This window comes from Mycolicibacterium agri, assembly GCF_002553505.1.
Classification (GTDB): domain Bacteria; phylum Actinomycetota; class Actinomycetes; order Mycobacteriales; family Mycobacteriaceae; genus Mycobacterium; species Mycobacterium agri.
In genome coordinates this window covers 1-18,817 of the sequence record NZ_PDCP01000099.1, presented here as the reverse complement: position 1 = coordinate 18,817, position 18,817 = coordinate 1, and the positions used below count along the sequence as shown (strand labels likewise).

20 protein-coding genes are annotated in these 18,817 nt (G+C 66.3%); 7 read left to right on the top strand and 13 right to left on the bottom strand.

Annotated elements, in window-relative coordinates; translation table 11 throughout:
• Window positions 1-62 precede the first annotated feature (62 nt).
• The 6 genes from CQY20_RS29640 to CQY20_RS29615 all read right to left on the bottom strand — a co-directional run bounded on the left by CQY20_RS29640 (window position 63) and on the right by CQY20_RS29615 (window position 5,221).
• Window positions 63-971 carry an MCE family protein gene (locus CQY20_RS29640; protein WP_097944253.1) on the bottom strand — a complete coding sequence of 303 codons (909 nt, stop codon included), beginning with the start codon at window positions 969-971 and terminating at the stop codon, window positions 63-65.
• Window positions 968-2,173 carry an MCE family protein gene (locus CQY20_RS29635; protein WP_097944251.1) on the bottom strand — a complete coding sequence of 402 codons (1,206 nt, stop codon included), beginning with the start codon at window positions 2,171-2,173 and terminating at the stop codon, window positions 968-970. Before CQY20_RS29635 ends, CQY20_RS29640 begins: the two co-directional genes overlap by 4 nt.
• A 10-nt stretch (window positions 2,174-2,183) precedes the next feature.
• Window positions 2,184-3,026 (bottom strand): MlaE family ABC transporter permease, encoded by an 843-nt coding sequence (locus CQY20_RS29630; protein ID WP_097944249.1) that lies wholly within the window; start codon window positions 3,024-3,026, stop codon window positions 2,184-2,186.
• Between the two features lie 28 nt (window positions 3,027-3,054).
• Window positions 3,055-3,819 (bottom strand): MlaE family ABC transporter permease, encoded by a 765-nt coding sequence (locus tag CQY20_RS29625; protein WP_097944247.1) that lies wholly within the window; start codon window positions 3,817-3,819, stop codon window positions 3,055-3,057.
• A 280-nt stretch (window positions 3,820-4,099) separates the two neighbouring features.
• On the bottom strand, window positions 4,100-5,017 hold the full coding sequence (locus CQY20_RS29620; protein ID WP_097944245.1) for a 3-oxoacyl-ACP reductase: 918 nt from the start codon (window positions 5,015-5,017) through the stop codon (window positions 4,100-4,102).
• A 12-nt stretch (window positions 5,018-5,029) separates the two neighbouring features.
• A complete protein-coding gene (locus CQY20_RS29615) occupies window positions 5,030-5,221 on the bottom strand; it encodes a ferredoxin (RefSeq protein WP_097944259.1) in 192 nt (63 codons plus the stop codon).
• 144 nt (window positions 5,222-5,365) lie between these two features.
• Here CQY20_RS29615 and CQY20_RS29610 point away from each other — a divergent pair, with 144 nt between their 5' ends.
• From CQY20_RS29610 to CQY20_RS29595, 4 genes are read left to right on the top strand one after another with little or no spacing between them, the layout of a single operon-like run.
• On the top strand, window positions 5,366-6,547 hold the full coding sequence (locus CQY20_RS29610; protein WP_097944243.1) for an acyl-CoA dehydrogenase: 1,182 nt from the start codon (window positions 5,366-5,368) through the stop codon (window positions 6,545-6,547).
• 14 nt (window positions 6,548-6,561) lie between these two features.
• A complete protein-coding gene (locus tag CQY20_RS29605) occupies window positions 6,562-7,662 on the top strand; it encodes an acyl-CoA dehydrogenase family protein (RefSeq protein ID WP_097944241.1) in 1,101 nt (366 codons plus the stop codon).
• A gap of 26 nt (window positions 7,663-7,688) precedes the next feature.
• Entirely contained in the window at window positions 7,689-9,209 is a 1,521-nt protein-coding gene (fadD17, locus tag CQY20_RS29600; protein WP_097944239.1) for a long-chain-fatty-acid--CoA ligase FadD17, read from the top strand.
• A gap of 10 nt (window positions 9,210-9,219) precedes the next feature.
• Window positions 9,220-9,945, top strand: coding sequence for a helix-turn-helix domain-containing protein (locus CQY20_RS29595; RefSeq protein WP_163701213.1), 726 nt, complete (start codon window positions 9,220-9,222; stop codon window positions 9,943-9,945).
• Here the strand turns inward: CQY20_RS29595 and CQY20_RS29590 are convergent.
• The 4 genes from CQY20_RS29590 to CQY20_RS29575 all read right to left on the bottom strand — a co-directional run bounded on the left by CQY20_RS29590 (window position 9,885) and on the right by CQY20_RS29575 (window position 14,016).
• Window positions 9,885-10,277 (bottom strand): VOC family protein, encoded by a 393-nt coding sequence (locus tag CQY20_RS29590; RefSeq protein ID WP_097944237.1) that lies wholly within the window; start codon window positions 10,275-10,277, stop codon window positions 9,885-9,887. The two genes, CQY20_RS29595 and CQY20_RS29590, sit on opposite strands and share 61 nt — an antisense overlap.
• 67 nt (window positions 10,278-10,344) lie before the next feature.
• Complete coding sequence (locus CQY20_RS29585; protein ID WP_097944235.1) at window positions 10,345-11,184, bottom strand: amidohydrolase family protein; 840 nt, start codon at window positions 11,182-11,184, stop codon at window positions 10,345-10,347.
• A 30-nt stretch (window positions 11,185-11,214) separates the two neighbouring features.
• Window positions 11,215-12,336, bottom strand: coding sequence for an NAD(P)H-dependent flavin oxidoreductase (locus tag CQY20_RS29580; protein WP_097944233.1), 1,122 nt, complete (start codon window positions 12,334-12,336; stop codon window positions 11,215-11,217).
• 27 nt (window positions 12,337-12,363) lie between these two features.
• Window positions 12,364-14,016 carry a medium/long-chain-fatty-acid--CoA/3-oxocholest-4-en-26-oate--CoA ligase gene (locus CQY20_RS29575; RefSeq protein WP_097944231.1) on the bottom strand — a complete coding sequence of 551 codons (1,653 nt, stop codon included), beginning with the start codon at window positions 14,014-14,016 and terminating at the stop codon, window positions 12,364-12,366.
• Between the two features lie 70 nt (window positions 14,017-14,086).
• Between CQY20_RS29575 and CQY20_RS29570 the strand changes: the two genes are divergently transcribed.
• Complete coding sequence (locus CQY20_RS29570; protein WP_097944229.1) at window positions 14,087-14,896, top strand: crotonase/enoyl-CoA hydratase family protein; 810 nt, start codon at window positions 14,087-14,089, stop codon at window positions 14,894-14,896.
• A 55-nt stretch (window positions 14,897-14,951) separates the two neighbouring features.
• On the opposite strand, the gene CQY20_RS34625 is transcribed toward CQY20_RS29570, so the two are convergent.
• From CQY20_RS34625 to CQY20_RS29555, 3 genes are all read right to left on the bottom strand, one after another.
• On the bottom strand, window positions 14,952-15,143 hold the full coding sequence (locus tag CQY20_RS34625) for a hypothetical protein (RefSeq protein ID WP_133119161.1): 192 nt from the start codon (window positions 15,141-15,143) through the stop codon (window positions 14,952-14,954).
• 235 nt (window positions 15,144-15,378) lie between these two features.
• Window positions 15,379-16,032, bottom strand: coding sequence for a nitroreductase (locus CQY20_RS29560; RefSeq protein ID WP_097944227.1), 654 nt, complete (start codon window positions 16,030-16,032; stop codon window positions 15,379-15,381).
• Window positions 16,033-16,207: 175 nt separating this feature from the next.
• Window positions 16,208-17,404 carry a cytochrome P450 gene (locus CQY20_RS29555; RefSeq protein ID WP_097944225.1) on the bottom strand — a complete coding sequence of 399 codons (1,197 nt, stop codon included), beginning with the start codon at window positions 17,402-17,404 and terminating at the stop codon, window positions 16,208-16,210.
• 74 nt (window positions 17,405-17,478) lie between these two features.
• On the opposite strand from CQY20_RS29555, the gene CQY20_RS29550 reads away from it, so the two are divergent.
• On the top strand, window positions 17,479-18,009 hold the full coding sequence (locus tag CQY20_RS29550) for a DUF3558 family protein (protein WP_097944223.1): 531 nt from the start codon (window positions 17,479-17,481) through the stop codon (window positions 18,007-18,009).
• 19 nt (window positions 18,010-18,028) lie between these two features.
• Window positions 18,029-18,745, top strand: coding sequence for an acetoacetate decarboxylase family protein (locus tag CQY20_RS29545; protein ID WP_207767337.1), 717 nt, complete (start codon window positions 18,029-18,031; stop codon window positions 18,743-18,745).
• Window positions 18,746-18,817 lie beyond the last annotated feature (72 nt).

Genomic DNA, 18,817 nt, shown 5'->3' with positions numbered 1-18,817 from the left:
CCCTGCACCCGTCAATCATCCCGAAAACCCCAGCAGAACCACGCCCGCCACGCGGGATTAATTCAGCAGGCTCCTAGAGCGTTCAGCCGCAGGTAGTTCTCGGCGAGCGGCTCGACGACCTTGTTGATGTCGGCCTTGCGCTGGTCCATCCGCTGCGCCATCGGGCGGATGTTCTCGATCACGCCCTGCACCGGGCGGCGCGACTGCACCAGCATGTCGGTCAGGTCGTTCTCGGCCGACGCCAGCGGCTCGATGGCGCCTGCGATCGGGTCACGGCCCTCGGCCAATCCGGTGAGCAGCTGCTGCAATTGGTCGACGCTGGCGTCGAATTGGGCGCCCTTCTCGTCGACCGTCGCGAGCACCGTGTTGAGGTTGTTGATCACGTCGCCGATGAGCTGGTCACGCGCCGCCAGATTCTGCGTGAAGGCGCTGGTGGTGGACAACAGGTTGGACAGCGCGCCGCCCTGGCCCTGTAGCAGCTCCATCACCGCGCTGCTGACCTCGTTGATCTTCGCGCCGTCCAGTCCTTTGAGGACCGGGCGAAGCCCGCCGAGCAGCGCGTCCAGATCGAGGGCTGGCTGCGTGTTCTGCTGCGGGATCGTGCTTCCCGGCGGCAGCTTGCGCAGTTCGCCTGGGCCCGCGGTGATTTCGAGGTAGCGGTCGCCGACGAGGTTCTCGTAGCGCACCACCGCGCGGGTCGACGTGTACAGCTGGTAGCGCTTGTCGACGTCGAACGCCACGTCGACGGTGTTGTCGGGGTTGAGCTTCACCGCGTTGACCGTGCCCACCGGGACGCCCGCGATGCGCACATCCTGGCCGGCCTTCAGCCGCGACGCGTCGATGAAGGTGGCGTGGTAGCCGTTCTCCGAGGTGAACCGGAACTCACCGAAGACCACCACCAGCATCGCGGCCACCAGCAGCATGGCCACGGTGAAGATGCCGACGTTCCACAGCGTGCGATCGCGTCTCATTGGTACTCGTCCCTCTCGGCGAATGCGCCGTTGAACAGGAACTGCGCCGTCGACGGTGCGTCGAACTGCAACTCGGTGTTCGGCTGGTAGGGAACGTAGGCGTTATCGGTGACCAGGAACGGTGACTTGTACCAGGATCCGCCCAGCTGCTTGCTCGGAATGTTCGGCAGCCCACGGCAATTCGGCCCGCCGGAGGCGTTGACGATGGGCAGGCTTTCCGGATAGGTGTAGGCAGGCGAGCCGGGCAGGAAGTTCGACGAAACGAACAGCCCGGGGCGGGTGCCGCCGATGATCGGAGCGAAGAAGTCGACGGCCTGCGCGGTGCCCTGCAGGATGCAGCCGAACTCCGGGGAGTACTCGCCGGCCACCTTCAGCGGTGCGCGCAGCCGGTTCATCGCGGCGATGTAGTCGTTTTCTGCGGGCCCGAACGTGTCGGTGCCGTTGTTGGCCAGCCCCGTTGCCGCCAGCAGCGTAGCGTTGAGATTGTCCTGCTCGTCGACGAGGGTCTTGCTGATCGTTGGCGCATTCTGAAGGATCTTCGTCACGTCAGGTCCGGCGTCGCCGTAGATATTGGCCACCGTCGCCGTTTTCCGCAAGTCCTCCTGCACCGTCGGCAACTTCGGATTGAATTGCTGCAGATAGTAATTCAGGCCTGCAAGCAGTGCGCCGAGGTCGTCGCCGTGACCGCGCAGACCTTCGGCAAGCGCGCTCAGCGTCGCATTGAGGTGGACCGGGTCGATCTTGTGCAGCACGTCGGTCAGGGTCTGGAACAGTGTATTGACCTCGAGTTGCACCGACTGTGCCGCCACGTGCGCGCCTGCGCGCAGCGGGGTGTCCGACGGCTTGTCGGGCGGCACGAACTCGACCGACTTCGCACCGAAAACCGTTGTGCTGGCGATGCGCACGGGCGCGTTGGACGGGATGTAGCGCATCTCGTTGCGGTTGATCGCCAGCGTCAGCTTGGCCTGATCGCCGTCGTACTCGATGGATCTGACCTCGCCGATCTGGATGCCGCGGTACTTCACCTTGGCGTCGCGCTCCATCACCAGACCGGCGCGCGGCGAGGTCACGGTGACCTCGTCGGTGGAGGTGAACGCCGCGGTATACGCGAGGTAGGTGAAGACCACGGCGATCGCCAGAAGCGCGGCGAGGATCGCGGCGGCGATCCGCACGTGGCTGCGCTTGGCGTCTCCGTCAGACATCGTCCCCCACCTATCCGGAAAGGTTGAAGTTACCCGACGCGCCGTAGACGGCGAGAGAGATCAACAAGGTGATGGTGACGACGACGATCAGCGAGGTACGCACGGCCTGCCCGACCGCGATACCGACGCCGACCGGCCCACCGGATGCGTTGTAGCCGTAGTAGGTATGCACCAGCATCACCGCGATCGCCATCACGATGGCCTGCAGGAACGACCACAACAGGTCGGTCGGTACCAGAAAGGTGTTGAAGTAGTGGTCGTACAGGCCTGCCGACTGCTTGTTGATGAACACCGTGGTGAACCGCGCCGCGAAGAACGCGGCGAGCACCGACAGCGAGTACAGCGGGATGATCGCCACCAAGCCGGCCATCAGCCGGGTCGACACCAGGTAGGACACCGAGTGCACCGCCATCGATTCGACGGCGTCGATCTCCTCGGCGACGCGCATGGCGCCCAGTTGTGCCGTTGTGCCCGCACCGATCGTGGCCGCCAACGCGATACCCGCGATCACCGGCGCCACGATGCGCACGTTCAGGAACGCCGAAAGGAAGCCGGTCAGCGCCTCGATGCCGATGTTGCCCAGCGACGAGTAGCCCTGCACGGCGATGACGCCGCCGGACGCGAGCGTCAAGAACGCCGCGACGCCGACGGTGCCGCCGATCATCACCAGGGCGCCGGTGCCCATCGTCATCTCGGCGATGTTGCGGATGGTCTCCTTGCGGTAGCGGGTGACCGCGTTGGGGATGTAGCGGATCGTCTCGCCGTAGAACAGCGCCTGCTCGCCGAACGTGTCGACCACCTTGGGCACGCTGCGAAACGCCCGGCGCAACCGCAGCGTCAGGTCGTAGCTCATGGCAGCCTCTTCTTCGCGCAAGCGCTCATCAGCGCACCAGCACCCGCACGCCGACGGCCGTCATGATCACGTTGATCACGAACAGACAGATGAAGGCGTAGACGACGGTCTCGTTCACGGCGGTGCCGACCCCCTTCGGCCCGCCCTGCACCGTCAGCCCCCGGTAGCAGCCGACCAGCCCGGCGACGACCCCGAACAGCAAAGCCTTGATTTCGGCGAGCACCAGTTCACCGAGACCGGTGAGCACCGTCAAGCCGTTGATGAACGCGCCGGGGTTGACGCCCTGCAGGAAGACGGAGAAGACATAGCCGCCGGACAGGCCGATCGCACACACCAGCCCGTTGAGGAGCAGCGCGACGAAGGTGGACGCCAGCACGCGCGGCACGACGAGCCGCTGGATCGGGTCGATGCCGAGCACCCGCATCGCGTCGATCTCCTCGCGGATCGTGCGGGCGCCGAGGTCCGCGCAGATCGCGGTGGCCCCTGCGCCTGCGACCACGAGCACGGTCACCACGGGGCCCAGCTGGGTGATGGTGCCGAACGCGGTGCCCGCCCCGGACAGGTCGGCCGCGCCGATCTCGCGCAGAAGAATATTGAGAGTGAAGGCCACCAAGACCGTGAACGGGATGGCCACCAGCAGGGTGGGAATCAGCGAGACGCGCGCGATCATCCAGGTTTGGTCGAGGAATTCGCGGAACTGAAACGGTCGACGGAAGATCTTCACGAACGTGTCGATCGACATTTCGACGAACCCACCCACGGCCCGCGCCGGGACCGCAAGCTGTTCGATCAACCTCAGCTCCGTTCTCGGGGTAGGGGTGATCTGGCCATCCCGCCGTCATTCCGCCTTGGCGAATTGTCGCCGACCGGCGGCCGCGTCGGCCTGTCCACCCCTGGGTCGCTCGTTGCTCCAAGTGAGCCGGATCATACTAACTAGAACAAGTTCGCACTGTCAAAGAACAAATTCTAGAGACAATAACGTGACTTTTGTCCAGGTCAGGGCAGGTGCAGCGATCTAATTTCTGAAACGTGTTCTAGTCGCGGGACGCCGTTGTCCCGCGAGGCAGAAAGTATCACGACTCCATGAGTTGAGTCGCGGAGAAGCCGCGCTGCGGATCCCGGTCAGCAAAGTAGTCGCGAAGCGCGGAACTGAGCTTGGCAGGCACCCAGGCGTCGGCGTCCGCGGTGAACTTGCGCTCGGCTGTCGGTGCCGCCACCAGCGTCACCGTCGGGCCGTAGACGATGAACAGCTGCCCGTTCACGCGACCGGACGCCGGTGAGGCCAGGAAGCGCACCAGTGACACCACGTGCTCTGGCGAAAGGCTGTCGATCTGGCCCTCGGCCAGTTCGGGCGCCTCGCCGAACACCTCGGCCGTCATCGCCGTCCGCGCCCGCGGCGCGATCGCGTTGGCGCGCACCCCGTAGCGCTCCAGGGCCCTGGCCGCGGTCAGCGTCAGAGCTGTGATGCCCGCCTTGGCCGCCCCGTAGTTCGCCTGGCCGACCGGGCCCGCAAGCCCGGCCTCAGAGGAGGTGTTGATGATGCGCCCGTAGACGGATCCGTCGCCTTCCTTGGCCTTGGCACGCCAGTAGGCGGCGGCGTTGCGGGTGAGCAGGAAGTGGCCGCGCAGATGAACGTTGATGACGGCGTCCCAGTCCTCGTCGGACATGTTGAACAGCATCTTGTCGCGGGTGATGCCCGCGTTGTTGACGACGATGCCAAGGCCGCCGAGCCCGTCGGCGACCGACACCAGTTCGTCGGCGGTGCTGCGCTGGCTGATGTCGCCCTCGACCGCGACGGCCTTCGATCCGGCCGCGGCGATCTCGTCGAACACGTCCGACTTGTCCAGCGCCCCTGCGACGTCGTTGACGACGATCGTCGCGCCCGAGCGGGCCAGCCCGATCGCCTCAGCGCGGCCCAGGCCCGCGGCCGCACCTGTCACCACGGCGACCCGGCCGGAGAGATCGGTCAGGTCGTCTTGTTCTGCGCTCACTTATGAATACCTCTAGTCTCTGCGGTTCAGTGCAGCTCGGGGACACTCGGCGATCGCCTGCTCGGCGAGCTCCTCCTGGTCGGCGGGGACGGGATCCTGCTTGACGACGGCGTAATCCTCGTCGTCAAGGTCGAACAAATCTGGGGCGATGCCTACGCAGACGGCGTTTCCCTCGCAACGGTCGCGGTCGACCTCTACTCGCATCACAACCTCCTTAGCCTGGGCTGTTGGCCACGCCGTCAGAATACGAGCACGCTCGCTGGACCCCAAGACTAGAACGTGTTACAACCGGGAGTGCAATCAGGGTGAGACTTCTGTGCTGCCCAGCCCCAGGTAAAGGATGAGGCCATGCGGATCGGCTATACGCCCGAGCAGGAGGAGTTGCGCCGCGAGCTTCGCGCCTACTTCGCCAAGCTCATGACTCCTGACCGCGCCGAGGCGCTGGCCTCAGGCGACGGCGAAATGGGGCGCGGCAACGTCTATCGCGAGACCGTCGCGCAGATGGGCAAGGACGGCTGGCTGACACTGTCCTGGCCCAAGGAGTACGGCGGGCAGGAGCGCCCGCCGATGGACGGCCTCATCTTCAACGACGAAGCCGCGATCGCCAACGTCCCGGTGCCGTTCTTGACGATCAACAGTGTGGCGCCGACGATCATGCACTTCGGCACCGAGGAGCAGAAGAAGTTCTTCCTTCCGAAGATCGCCAAGGGCGAGTTGCACTTCTCGATCGGCTATTCCGAACCGGGCGCGGGCACCGATCTCGCGTCGCTGCGCACCACCGCCGTCCGCGACGGTGACGAGTACGTCATCAACGGCCAGAAGATGTGGACCAGCCTGATCGCCTACGCCGACTACGTGTGGCTGGCGGTGCGCACCAACCCGGAGGCCAAGAAGCACCGGGGCATCTCCATGTTGATCGTGCCGACCAACGCCGAGGGGTTCTCCTGGACGCCGGTGCACACCATGGCCGGCGTGGACACCAGCGCCACCTACTACCAAGACGTGCGGGTGCCCGTCACCAACCTGGTCGGCGAGGAGAACGACGGCTGGAAGCTGGTGACCAACCAGCTCAACCACGAGCGCGTCGCGCTGGTATCCGCACAGCCGATCTTCGTGGCGCTCAACCAGGTTCGGGAGTGGGCGCAGAACACCAAGGACATCCGCGGCAATCGGCTGATCGATTCGGAGTGGGTGCAGCTGAACCTGGCCCGCGTACACGCCAAGGCCGAGGTGCTCAAGCTGATCAACTGGGAACTGGCGTCCAGCTCCGAGGGCGCGCCGTCACCGGCGGACGCGTCGGCGGCCAAGGTGTTCGGCACCGAGCTGGCCACCGAGGCCTACCGGCTGCTGATGGAGGTGCTCGGCACCGGGGCAACCGTGCGCACCAACTCCCCCGGCGCGCTGCTGCGCGGGCGCATCGAACGGATGCACCGGTCGTGCCTGATCCTGACGTTCGGCGGCGGCACCAACGAGATTCAGCGCGACATCATCGGCATGGTCGCGCTCGGACTGCCCCGCGTCAACCGGTAGAGACGGAGACTGCCATGGACTTCACCACGACCGAAGCCGCCGAAGACCTCGGCGGGCTGGTGCGCACGATCACCGAGTCGGTGTGCACGCCCGAACGGCAGCGCGAACTCGACGGCCAGGACGAACGCTTCGACGCCACGCTGTGGAGCAAGCTCAAGGACGCCGACGTGCTGACCGCCACTGCGCCGGAGTCGTTGGGCGGCGGCGGTTTCGGCGTGCTCGAACAGGTCGCGGTTCTGGTGGCGCTGGGTCGACAGATGGCGGCGGTGCCGTATCTGGAGTCGGCGGTGCTGGCCGCGGGGGCGCTGGCCAAGTTCGGCGCCGAGGACTTGCAGAAGGCGTGGGCGGTGCCCGCGATCAACGGCGAGAAGATCCTGACCATCGCTCTCGACGGCGACATGGGTGAAGGACCGGTCCAGGCGCAGGCGTCGGACGGTGGCGGCTTCCGGCTCACCGGTACCCGCACGCAAGTGGGCTACGGCCCGATCGCCGACGCGTTCCTGGTGCCCGCCGAAACCGATTCAGGCACCGCGGTGTTCGTGGTCGCCAAGGAAGACGCGGGCGTGTCGGTCACCTCGCTGGACACGACCGGTCACGGCAGCGCCGGACACCTCGAACTGCAGGGTGTCGAGCTCGGCTCCGACCGGATGGTCGGCAGCGATGACGTCGTGTCCTGGCTCACGACCCATTCGACGTTGGGACGCAGTGCTTTTCAGCTCGGCGTGGTCGAACGCGCACTTGAGCTCACGGCCGCCTACGCGCGCGAACGCGAGCAGTTCGACCGGCCGATCGGCAGCTTCCAGGCGGTGTCGTCGCGGCTGGCCGACGGCTACATCGACGTCAAGGCTCTGCGTCTGACGGTGACCCAGGCGGCGTGGCGGTTGTCCGAGGATCTGCCCGCCGAGGTCGACGTCAACACGGCGGCGTTCTGGGCGGCCGAGGCGGGGCACCGCGTCGCGCACACCACGGTGCACGTGCACGGCGGCGTCGGGATCGACACCGACCATCCGGTGCATCGTTACTTCCTGGCGGCCAAGCAGACGGAGTTCGCGGTCGGCGGCGCCACGGCTCAGTTGCGGCGAATCGGCCGGGAACTGGCTGACACACCGGCTTGAATCACCCCCCGCGGACGCGAGGAGCGATGAATCCCCTTCAGGGAAGCCAGCTTCCCACCGTCACATCGCTGATCACGCCGCTGATCGACGTTGACGACCGCGGCGTGTACTTCGAGGAATCGTTCACGACGTGGCGCGACCACGTCGCGGAGGCCGCGGCGGTGGCGGCGGCGCTGCGCGAGCGCATGGATCCGAACCGTCCGCCGCATGTCGGTGTGCTGCTGCAGAACACGCCGTTCTTCTCGGCGCTGCTCGTCGCGGCGGGATTGACGGGCATCGTGCCGGTCGGGCTGAACCCGATCCGCCGCGGGGCTGCGTTGCAGCGCGACATCACGCATGCGGATTGCCAACTGGTGCTGGCTGATTCGGCGTCGGCCGCGGTGATCGGCGACATCGACCACATCGACGTCGACTCGCAGGAGTGGGCGGACGAGGTGGTTGCCCACCGCGGCACGCCGGTGCACGCCAGAACCGCCTCGCCCGCCGACACGTTCATGCTGATCTACACATCGGGCACCAGCGGTGACCCGAAGGCGGTGATCTGCAGCCACGGCAAGGTCGCGATCGCAGGCGTGACGATGACCGACCGATTCGGCCTCGGCGCCGACGACGTCTGCTACGTGTCCATGCCGCTGTTCCACTCGAACGCCGTGCTGGTCGGCTGGGCGGTGGCGCTGGCCTGTCGCGGCTCAATGGCGTTGCGGCGCAGGTTCTCCGCTTCGCAGTTCCTGCCCGACGTGCGGCGCTACGGTGCCACCTACGCCAACTACGTCGGCAAGCCGCTGTCCTATGTGCTGGCAACGCCGGAGCGCCCCGACGACGGCGACAACCCGCTGCGGGCGGTGTACGGCAACGAGGGCGCACCGGGCGACATCGAGCGGTTCGCGCGGCGGTTCAACACGGTCGTCGTCGACGGATTCGGCTCCACCGAAGGCGGAGTGGCGATCGCCCGCACCCCCGACACCCCGTCGGGATCGCTGGGCCCGCTGCCCGAGGGCACCGAGATCGTCGACGTCGACACCGGCGAACCGTGCCCGCCGGGGGTGACCGGCGAGATCGTCAACACGACGGGGCCCGGACGCTTCGAGGGCTACTACAACGATCCCGACGCCGACGCCGAGCGCATGCGCGGCGGCGTCTACCACAGCGGCGACCTGGCGTACCGCGACGAGAACGGCTACGTGTACTTCGCCGGGCGACTCGGCGACTGGATGCGGGTCGACGGCGAGAACCTCGGCGCCGCGCCGATCGAGCGGGTGCTGCTGCGGCATCCCGACGTCGTCGAGGCCGCCGTGTACGGGATACCGGCGCCCGATGTCGGGGACCAGGTGATGGCCGCGCTGCGACTGGCCGACGGCACCACGTTCGACGTCGACTCGTTCCGCGCGTTTCTGGCCGAGCAGCCGGACCTGGGGCCCAAGCAGTGGCCTGTCTACGTCCGGATCGCCGCCGACCTGCCGCGTACCGAGTCGTTCAAGGTGATCAAACGTCAGCTCGCGGCGGAAGGCACCGAATGCGGCGATGCCGTGTGGGCGATTCGGCGGTAACGTCGCGTAGGTGGGGTACCGCGACTTCGCACCTCCGCCACTGCTGCGCGACCTCGTCGAGCGCGCGTGGATGATCGACGGCCCGCCGGGGCCGGTGCGGGTGCTGCCCGACGGCTGTATGGACCTCATCCGGATGTCGGGCCACGTCGTCGTCGCCGGTCCGGACACCACCGCGTTTCTCAGCCAGCGGGATCGAGAGCCGTTGGTGGGGTTGCGGTTTCGGCCGGGCGCGTTGCCGCGGCTGCTGCGGGTGCCCGCCGCGGAGCTGGTGAACACCCGAACGCCGTTGCGCGACCTTGGCTTCGCCGACGAGGGCCGCCGCTCGCTGTCCGATCTGGCCCTGGCGCTGGCCTCCGACGAGCCGACCACCGAGACCGCACCGTGGTCGTTGGGTCAGCTGCGGCAGATCACATCGAGGCTCGCCACCGGTGCCGCGGTGGCCGATGTGGCCCGCCAGATCGGCTGGTCGAGCCGCACGCTGCAGCGTCAGTGCCGCGCCGTCTACGGCTACGGTCCTGCGCAACTGCGGCGCATCCTGCGGTTCCGTCGCGCCATGGAGCTCTTGGAGCAAGGAACGCCCGCGGCAGCCGTTGCGGCTGCGGCCGGCTACGCCGATCAACCGCACCTGCACCGCGAGGTCCGCGACCTCACCGGCATGCCGTTGACCGCGCTGCGTCAGGGCAACGGGCAGAACAGGTCGACCGAGACGCCGTCGGGGTCGATGACGGTCGCGTAGCGCTGGCCCCACGGCGCGTCGAACGGCTTGAGCGTTCCCGGATACCCGGCGCCGGTGATGCGCTCGTAGAGGGCGTCCACCTCGGAAGGGTCGCCGACCTGGAACGCCAGCGCGACCCGGCCCTCCTGCGTCGGCGGGGTCCACCCCGGGTGCATACCGGCGATGATCTCCTCGGTATCGAAGGCCAGCTTGTTGCCGCCGGGCAGCGTGACCTCCACGTGCGGGCCCGCCGGTTCGGGCACGTCGAGCCCCAGTAACCGGTAGAACTCCAGCGCCCGCGCCATGTCCTTGGTCGCGATCTCGACGACCGCCGATGTCACTCGAATGTCCATGCCCGCACGTTAAGTCGACGGTGCTTGCGCCGTCATGAACAAATCGGACACGTTGGAGACGGCGGTCTCACGGGGTCGCGCGGTCGGTCAGCTTGAAGACGCGCACGGCGTTCCCGTGCAGGTAGGCGTGCACGGCGTCGTCGGTCAGCCCCAGGTCGTCGAGGCCGTGGAGTGCATGCTGATGTCCGATCATCGGATAGTTGGTGCCGAAGAGGACCTTGCGTGCACCTGTGCCGGTGCGCATGAATCGGAGTAACTCGTCGGGCAGGCGCTTCGTTGTGTATGCGGACGTGTCGATGTAGACGTTCGGGTGCTTGCGAGCGACCGCGACCATCTCCTCCGTCCACGGATATCCGACGTGGCCGCACACGATGACGAGTTCGGGAAAGTCCAACGCGACCTCGTCGATGTAAGGGATCGGCCGACCCGTCTCTGAACGCCGCATGGGTCCGGTGTGGCCCACCTGCGTGCAAAAGGGCACACCCAACTCGACACACTCGGCGAACAGCGGATAGTAGCGACGGTCGGTCGGCGGCAGACCCCACAGCCACGGCACCACACGCAAGCCGACGAAGCCGTCGTCACGAACACGGTGCCGAAGCTCGCGCACCGCTGCCATCGGGGAGTCCAGGTCGACCGTCGCCAACCCGGCGAACCTGTCGGGAAATCGCGAAACCCACTCGGCCACTTCGTCGTTGGATACCAGATCGAGGCCGTTCGGTCCACGCCACGCTGACAGCAGACCGAAGTCGACGTCGGCGGCATCCATCGAAGCAACCGTCGCCTCGATGGGAACCTCGGAGTCCTTGTCCGGCATGGCGCCGCCGGTCCAGCGCCGCAGCGAGGCCAGCATGTCGTGGCGGAGAAACCGAGCGGTGGGGTGCTGCATCCAGACGTCGACGGTCATGCATGCCGACCTTACGACCGCGGTTATGTGCTAGTTCCCGCGGATGTCGTCGAGCCGTTTGGTCGCTTCCTCGAATCCGGCGACCAGTTTGGCGATGATGTCGCCGACGGGCCGGATCTCGTTCATCCGGCCGACGATCTGGCCGACCGGCATGGCGACCACCGTCGGGTCGTTCGACTCGTTCAGCCGCTGATGCGCCTCGCTGACGAGGATGTTCTGCAACGGCATCGGCAGCGGCTCTGGCGCATCGGGGGCGTCCCACGCGTCGGTCCAGCGGGTCTTGAGCAACCGCGCCGGCTTGCCGGTGTAGATGCGCCGCCGCACGGTGTCGGCCGACGTCGCAGCCAGAAGCGCGTCCTGGATGGTCGACCGTCCACTGGGCTGGCGATGGCCGAGGTCGTATTCCGCCGAGGTGAGAAACGCCGAGCCCATCCACACCCCCGACGCGCCGAGCGCCAGCGCCGCGGCGACCTGCCGTCCGGTGCCGATGCCGCCGGCGGCGAGCACCGGAGCCCTACCGTCAAGGGCGTCAACGATTTCCGGCCACAACACCATCGACCCGATCTCGCCCGTGTGACCACCGGCCTCGTGGCCCTGTGCGACAACGATGTCCACACCGTTGTCGACATGGCGCTGCGCGTGCTTGGCGCTGCCTGCCAGCGCGGCGACCGGGACACCGGCCTGGTGTACCTGGTCGATGACGTCGGTGGGCGGTGAGCCGAGCGCGTTGGCGATCAGCTTGATCGGGTGCTTGAGCGCCACGTCGACGTGCGACCGCGCCACCGAGTGCAGCCAGCCGAGCACACCTGCCGAGCGCTCCGCGTCGTCGGGCAGCGGCGGCACGCCGAGCTCGGCGAGGGTCTTGTTGACGAAGTCGCGGTGCGCCTGCGGGATCAGCTTGCTGATGTCGGCTGCGGTGCCCTCGGTCGGGATCTTCGCGGGCATGACGACGTCGACGCCATACGGCTTGCCGTCGGTGTTCTCGTCCATCCAGGTCAAGACGGCCTCGAGGTCGTCGGGGTCGTTGAACCGGACGCAGCCGAGCACACCGAGGCCACCCGCCTTGCTGACCGCGGCGGCCACCTTCTCCGACGGGGTGAAGACGAAGATCGGATAGGTGATGCCGAAGCGGTCACAGAGTTCGGTGCGCACTTGCTTGTCCTCCCGTCGCTCGCCCGTTCAGGACGTCGTGCTGACGTGGTTGGCGTTGACTTCGTCGGCGGGCCGTGACTCGGTCTGCTCCTTGGCCCAGCGGTAGTCGGGCTTGCCGGCCGGTGAGCGCTTGACCTCGTCGACGAACCAAATACTGCGCGGCACTTTGTATCCGGCGATCTCGCTGCGCACGAACGCGTCGAGTTCGGCCAGCGAGGGCCGCGCGCCTTCCCGCGCCTGCACGACGGCGGCGACGTGCTGACCGAACCGCGGGTCGGGCACGCCGACCACCAGCGCGTCGAACACGTCCGGGTGGCCCTTCAGCGCGGCCTCGACCTCCTCCGGATAGATCTTCTCGCCGCCGCTGTTGATCGACACCGAACCGCGGCCCAGCATCGTCACCGTGCCGTCCGCCTCGACCTCGGCGTAGTCACCCGGAATCGCATAGCGCACACCGTTGATGGTCTTGAAGGTCTCGGCCGTCTTCTTCTCGTCCTTGTAGTAGCCGATCGGGATGTTGCCCTTCTTGGCGAGCACGCCGCGCACGCCGGAGCCCGGCTTGACCTCGTTGCCGTTCTCGTCCAGCACGACGGTGCGGTGGTCGATCGTCACCCGGGGCCCGCCCATGTGGTGCTCGCCCTTGGCGACGACGGAGGTGCCGCCGAATCCGGTTTCCGACGAGCCGATCGAATCGGTGATGATCCGGTTGGGCAGCAGCTCGAGCAGTTTCTCCTTGATGCTGCTGGAGAACAGCGCGGCGGTGCTGGCCAACAGGAATAGCGACGACAGGTCGTATTCTTCGCCCTTGGCCTTCGCGGTTTCCAGCGCGTCGAGCAGCGGGCGTGCCATCGCGTCACCGGTGAAGAACAGCAGGTTCACCTTGTGCTTGTCGATGGCGCGCCACACCTCTTCGGCGTCGAATTCAGGTGCAAGAACGGTGGTTTGGCCGGAGAAAAGCGACATCCAAGTGGCCGATTGGGTGGCGCCGTGGATCATCGGCGGAATCGGGTAACGCACCATCGGCGGATTCTCTTTGGCCGCCTTGGCGAGGTCATATTCGTCTTTGACGAATTCTCCTGTGGCGAAGTCGGTTCCGCCGAAAAGCACCCGGTAGATGTCCTCGTGCCGCCACATCACGCCCTTGGGGAAACCGGTGGTGCCGCCGGTGTAGAGCAGGTAGATGTCGTCGGCGCTGCGCTCACCGAAATCCCGTACGGGCGAGCTCTTTTCCAGAGCGGAGTAGAACTCGACGCCGCCGTAGCGTTGGTAGTCGGCGTCGCTGCCGTCCTCGACGACCAGGACGGTCTTCACGGCAGGGGTGTCGGGCAGCACGTTGGCGACGCGGTCGGAGTACTGGCGCTCGTGCACCAGCGCGACCATGTCGGAGTTGTCGAACAGGTACCGCAGTTCGCCTTCGACGTAGCGGAAGTTGACGTTGACCAGTATTGCGCCCGCCTTGACGATGCCGAGCATCGCGATGACGATCTCGGTGCGATTGCGGCAGTACAGGCCGACCTTGTCGTCCTTCTCGACTCCCTGGTCGAGCAGGTAGTGCGCGAGGCGGTTGGCCTTCTCCTCCAGCTGCCCGTAGGTCAACTGTTCGTCGCCGCAGATCAGGGCGACGCGGTCGGGCACGGCGTCGATGGCGTGTTCGGCGAGGTCTGCAATGTTCAGGGCCACGGCACCAAACTAGAACGTGTTACATTTCGTGACAAGTCTGTGGCATTGATGCAGGAAGGCGGACCGATCGGTGAGCGACGGAGAAAACCCCACGAAAGGCCCCGACGCCCTCATTGAGCAGCGCGGACACACGCTGATCCTGACGCTCAACCGGCCGGAGGCGCGCAACGCGCTGTCCACCGAGATGCTCTCGATCATGGTCGAGGCGTGGGACCGGGTCGACAACGATCCGGAGATCCGCAGCTGCGTATTGACCGGTGCCGGCGGCTACTTCTGCGCGGGCATGGACCTCAAGGCGGCGACGGCCAAGCCGCCGGGCGACTCGTTCAAGGACGGCAGCTACGACCCGTCGCGCATCGACGCGCTGCTGAAGGGTCGCAGGCTGACCAAGCCGCTGATCGCCGCCGTGGAAGGGCCTGCGATCGCGGGCGGCACCGAGATCCTGCAGGGCACCGACATCCGGGTCGCGGGCGAGAGCGCGAAGTTCGGCATCTCCGAGGCGAAGTGGAGCCTCTACCCGATGGGCGGCTCCGCGGTGCGGCTGGTCCGCCAGATCCCCTACACCGTGGCCTGCGATCTGCTGCTGACCGGTCGCCACATCACCGCCGCGGAGGCCAAGGAGATCGGGTTGATCGGCTATGTCGTGCCCGACGGCCAGGCGCTGGACAAGGCGCTCGAGATCGCCGAGGTGATCAACAACAACGGCCCGCTGGCGGTGCAGGCGATCCTGAAGACCATTCACGAGACCGAGGGCATGCACGAGAACGACGCCTTCAAGATCGACACCAAGATCGGTATCGAGGTGTTCCTGTCCGAGGACGCCAAGGAAGGCCCACGGGCGTTCAAGGAAAAGCGCGCCCCCAACTTCAAGATGAAGTAGACGCGCGAAGACAATTGAGGCCCTGCTCTTTCGAGCAGGGCCTCAACTTTTCAGCTCAGTGCCAGTGCCACGGCGGTGGCGGAGGCGGTGGCGGGAACGCCGGCACCGGCCCGAGCACACTCATCGGCGCCGAGTCGGCCGTCGGTTGAGCGCTGGCCAGCGCGGCAGCACCTATGGCAGCCGCGAACAGCGCGCCCCCCAGAAGAACTCCGCTCAACAATCGTCGTACCGGAAAATGTCGAGCCATGACTACATCCTTCGGTCCTTCGGTATCCCCCATTTCTCTAGCCTAACTAATTAGGTGATCTAGGTGGAACCCGTGAAACCCTATGCATAGCTGACGCTTAAATTCTAAGTTCATCCAGCAAACCTTCGCGAACGTGAAACCTCGGCGACTTTTCGGCGACTTTCTCGCTGACGTTTCACACTCGCGGACCTCGCGGAATGCTGCCGCGGGGGCGTATTAGCGGTATTAGCGGTCGTCAGTGGTCGACGAATGTGACGTTCTGCTCGACGGCATTGCGCGGCACGTGAATGTTGTTGGCCGCAAACGACGTATCCGGGTAGCCGATCGCGAGCCCGCACAGGATTCGCATGTCCTCGCCGATGCCGAGTTGTTCCCGTACGACGTCGGGATAGCCGGCGATCGACACCTGCACGCAGGTGCTGAGGCCGCGGGCCGTCAGCGCCAGCAGCAGGGTCTGCAGGAACATGCCGACGCCCATCGCGTCGACGTAGTCGAGGTCGCGGTGCATGCAGACGATGCCGGCAAGCGGCGCGCGGAAGAACTCCCAATTGCGCAACACGGCCAGGCGTCGGGCCTCCTTGTCGTCGCGGGAGATCCCCATCGAGCCGTAGACCAGCGCGCCGAGCTCGCGCCGCTTGTGCGCGAACGACTCGGGCAGCACCGGCACATTCGGCGACTCCACCGCGGCGACGTCAAGCAGCGCCGCGACGAGCCGGTTTCGCGCTGCACCGGACGCCAGCACAACGTGCCACGGCTGGATGTTCGAGTTCGACGGCGCGCGCATTGCGAGGGCGAGCGCCTCGTTGACCAGTTCGACGGGCACCGGCTTGTCAGTGAGGAACATTCGCGTCGAATGACGATCTTGAATCGCCTGCTCCAGGTCGTACATCGTCGTTCCTCTCGCCGGAGACATTGTCACCCGGTGCAACTTTTTCAACGGCTATTTAATTCCTGACTCGTCGCGGATGGTCACCACGAGCGTGCGCAAACTCCGCGATTGTGACGGCGTGTCGGCTGCAGACACGCTCACTCGCCCGAAGGTGAGACCTCGAGAAACTCGGAAACTAGACGTTGAGGGGTTTGGTGGGGGTGAACGTCACCGGCATCGACTCCAGGCCGCTGACGAAATTGGCTGGGCGAAGCGGCAGCTCGGCGTCGGAGGCCAGCCGCATGTCCGGCAGCCGCTTGAGCAAGCGCTCCTGCATCAGCGAGATCTCCAGCCGGGCCAATTGATTGCCCAGGCAGAAGTGGGTGCCGAAGCCGAACGCCAGGTGATTGTTCGGGTAGCGGGTGATGTCGAACCGCTCCGGGTCGTCGAACACCTTCTCGTCGAAGTTCGCCGACTCGAACAGCAGGATCATCTTCTCGCCCTCGCGCAACTGTGTGCCGTGGAATTCGGTGTCGGCGGTGACCGTGCGCGCCATGTTCTTCACCGGGGCGGTCCAGCGCAGCATCTCCTCGACGGCGTTGGGCAGCAGGTCCAGATCCTTGATGAGGCGCCGATGCTGATCGGGATGGCGCAGCAGCTGCCGGGTGCCGCCCGACAGCGTGTGGCGGGTGGTCTCGTCGCCGCCGATCAACAGCAACAACACCTCGGTCACGATCTGGTGGTCTTCGAGCTTCTCGCCCTCCACTTCGCTGTGCACCAGCACGCTGACCAGATCGTCGGTCGGCTCCTTCTTGCGTTCGGCGATCATGCCCATCATGTACTCGCTGTAGGCCGCGAACGCGTCCATCGTCAGCTGGAACTGCTCGGGGTCTGCGGTACTGCTCAAGAAGCTGACCAGGTCGTCGGACCACCGCAGGAACATCTCGCGCTCCTCCGGCCGCACCCCGAGCATGTCGCCGATCACCGCCATCGGGAGCGGCGCCGCGATGTCCCACACGAAGTCGCACTCCCCGCGCTCACACACCGCGTCGATCAGAGTGTCGCACAGCGAGATGATCGATCCTTCAAGGTTTTTCACGCGTTTGCGGGTGAAGCCCGCGTTGACCAGTTTGCGCCGCAGCAGATGCTGCGGATCGTCCATCTCGATCATCATCTCGACGCCGGGCTGGTCGGGCCGGATGCCGCCTGCGTTGGAGAACAGCTCGGGGTTGCGCTCGGCGTCGATGACGGCCGCATATGTCGCGGCCGCGGCCAGTCCGTTGCGGTCGCGGAACACCGGCTCGTTCTCGCGCATCCACTTGTAGATCGGATGCGAGTCGCCGGCGTAGAAATTGCCGTCGGTCAGGTCAACGTCGGGTCGGGTAACTGTCATGCCTGCCTCCAGTTGCGTCGAATGCAATGTAGACGACGTACCAGCAACTGAAAATGCCATTACCGTTATCCCGCATGGCGCCTATCAGAACCGCATTCGCGTTCGTCGTGCTCGCGACCGGCCTTACGCTCACCGGATGCGCCGGGGACACCGCCGAGGACGCTGAACCCGAATCGCAGGCCGAGTCATCGCAGTCGAGCGTCGAAACGCCTGGGGCCGACGCCGCCATCGACGCGTGCGCGTTGATCGGGGGCGACGACATCGCCGAGCTGCTCGGCCAGCCGGTGGCGGGCCGCCCGATCGGCACGCCCGAGGCGCCCGCATGCACGTGGGAGAACCGCGACACCTACGAGTCGGTCACGCTCGAGATCGGCAGCCCGAACACCGCGGCCAACGGCACGCTTGCTCCCCCGGAACCCGGCTTCGGCGAAGTCGGCACACCGGGGCCGGACGGCATGCGGATCCTCGCCAGCGGCATGGTCGAGTTCCCCGCGGGCGGGCGGTCGAACACCGTGCAGGTCGCGGTGTTGTCGCTGCTTGGTCCCGACGCCGACAACGCCGCAGTCGATTTGGCCCGCAAAGTCACATCCCAACTTCCGCAGTGACCGAACTACAGTGACCAACATGCCTGAGTCCCAGCACACCATCGCGGGCACCGTCCTCACCATGCCGGTGCGAGTCCGCAAAGCCGACGTGCACACCGCGATGTTCTCCGTCGACGCGGCCGCGGCGCAGAAGCTCATCGACTACAGCGGGTTGCGTGTCTGCCAGTTCAGGCCGGGCCGCGCCGTGGTCAACCTGATGCTTGCCCGCTACATCGACGGCGATCTGGGCCAGTACCACGAATTCGGCACCTGCGTGATGGTCAACCCGCCCGGCTCGCATGCCCGCGGGCTGCGCGCGCTCGGCGACGCAGCGGCGTTCATCCACCACCTGCCGGTGGACCAGTCGTTCACGCTGGAAGCGGGCAGGCGCATCTGGGGCTTCCCGAAGATCATGGCGGACTTCACCGTTCGCGATGGAAACCCGTTCTCGTTCGAGGTGTCCGTCGAGGGGTCGTTGATCGCGGGCATCGAATTCGGCCGCGGCCTACCGGTGCCGATGCCGCCGCGGCGCCAGGTCATGAAGGCCTACACGTTCGCCGAGGGCACCACCCGCCGAGTGCCGTGGGAGATGGTCAACACCGGCGTGCGGTTCCGGCCGGGCGGCGCGACGCTGCGCCTGGGCGACCACCCGTACGCCAAGGAGCTTGCGTCGCTGGGGCTGCCGAAGCGCGCGATGGTGTCGGGATCGGTCGGCAATGTCGAGATGACGTTCGGCGACGCCGAAGTGATCAGCTGATATAGATCGAGTTAGTCCTTCTCAAATGCCTCCGGAGGTGTCAGGAAGGGATCTGTAACTGATTCCTTTGGC

Coding starts and splice junctions, on each gene's coding strand:
- CQY20_RS29640 (WP_097944253.1), bottom strand. CDS start 971: ATGAGACGCGATCGCACGCTGTGGAACGTCGGCATCTTCACCGTGGCC.
- CQY20_RS29635 (WP_097944251.1), bottom strand. CDS start 2,173: ATGTCTGACGGAGACGCCAAGCGCAGCCACGTGCGGATCGCCGCCGCG.
- CQY20_RS29630 (WP_097944249.1), bottom strand. CDS start 3,026: ATGAGCTACGACCTGACGCTGCGGTTGCGCCGGGCGTTTCGCAGCGTG.
- CQY20_RS29615 (WP_097944259.1), bottom strand. CDS start 5,221: ATGCGAGTAGAGGTCGACCGCGACCGTTGCGAGGGAAACGCCGTCTGC.
- CQY20_RS29610 (WP_097944243.1), top strand. CDS start 5,366: ATGCGGATCGGCTATACGCCCGAGCAGGAGGAGTTGCGCCGCGAGCTT.
- CQY20_RS29605 (WP_097944241.1), top strand. CDS start 6,562: ATGGACTTCACCACGACCGAAGCCGCCGAAGACCTCGGCGGGCTGGTG.
- fadD17 (WP_097944239.1), top strand. CDS start 7,689: ATGAATCCCCTTCAGGGAAGCCAGCTTCCCACCGTCACATCGCTGATC.
- CQY20_RS29590 (WP_097944237.1), bottom strand. CDS start 10,277: ATGGACATTCGAGTGACATCGGCGGTCGTCGAGATCGCGACCAAGGAC.
- CQY20_RS29585 (WP_097944235.1), bottom strand. CDS start 11,184: ATGACCGTCGACGTCTGGATGCAGCACCCCACCGCTCGGTTTCTCCGC.
- CQY20_RS34625 (WP_133119161.1), bottom strand. CDS start 15,143: ATGGCTCGACATTTTCCGGTACGACGATTGTTGAGCGGAGTTCTTCTG.
- CQY20_RS29560 (WP_097944227.1), bottom strand. CDS start 16,032: ATGTACGACCTGGAGCAGGCGATTCAAGATCGTCATTCGACGCGAATG.
- CQY20_RS29555 (WP_097944225.1), bottom strand. CDS start 17,404: ATGACAGTTACCCGACCCGACGTTGACCTGACCGACGGCAATTTCTAC.
- CQY20_RS29550 (WP_097944223.1), top strand. CDS start 17,479: ATGGCGCCTATCAGAACCGCATTCGCGTTCGTCGTGCTCGCGACCGGC.
- CQY20_RS29545 (WP_207767337.1), top strand. CDS start 18,029: ATGCCTGAGTCCCAGCACACCATCGCGGGCACCGTCCTCACCATGCCG.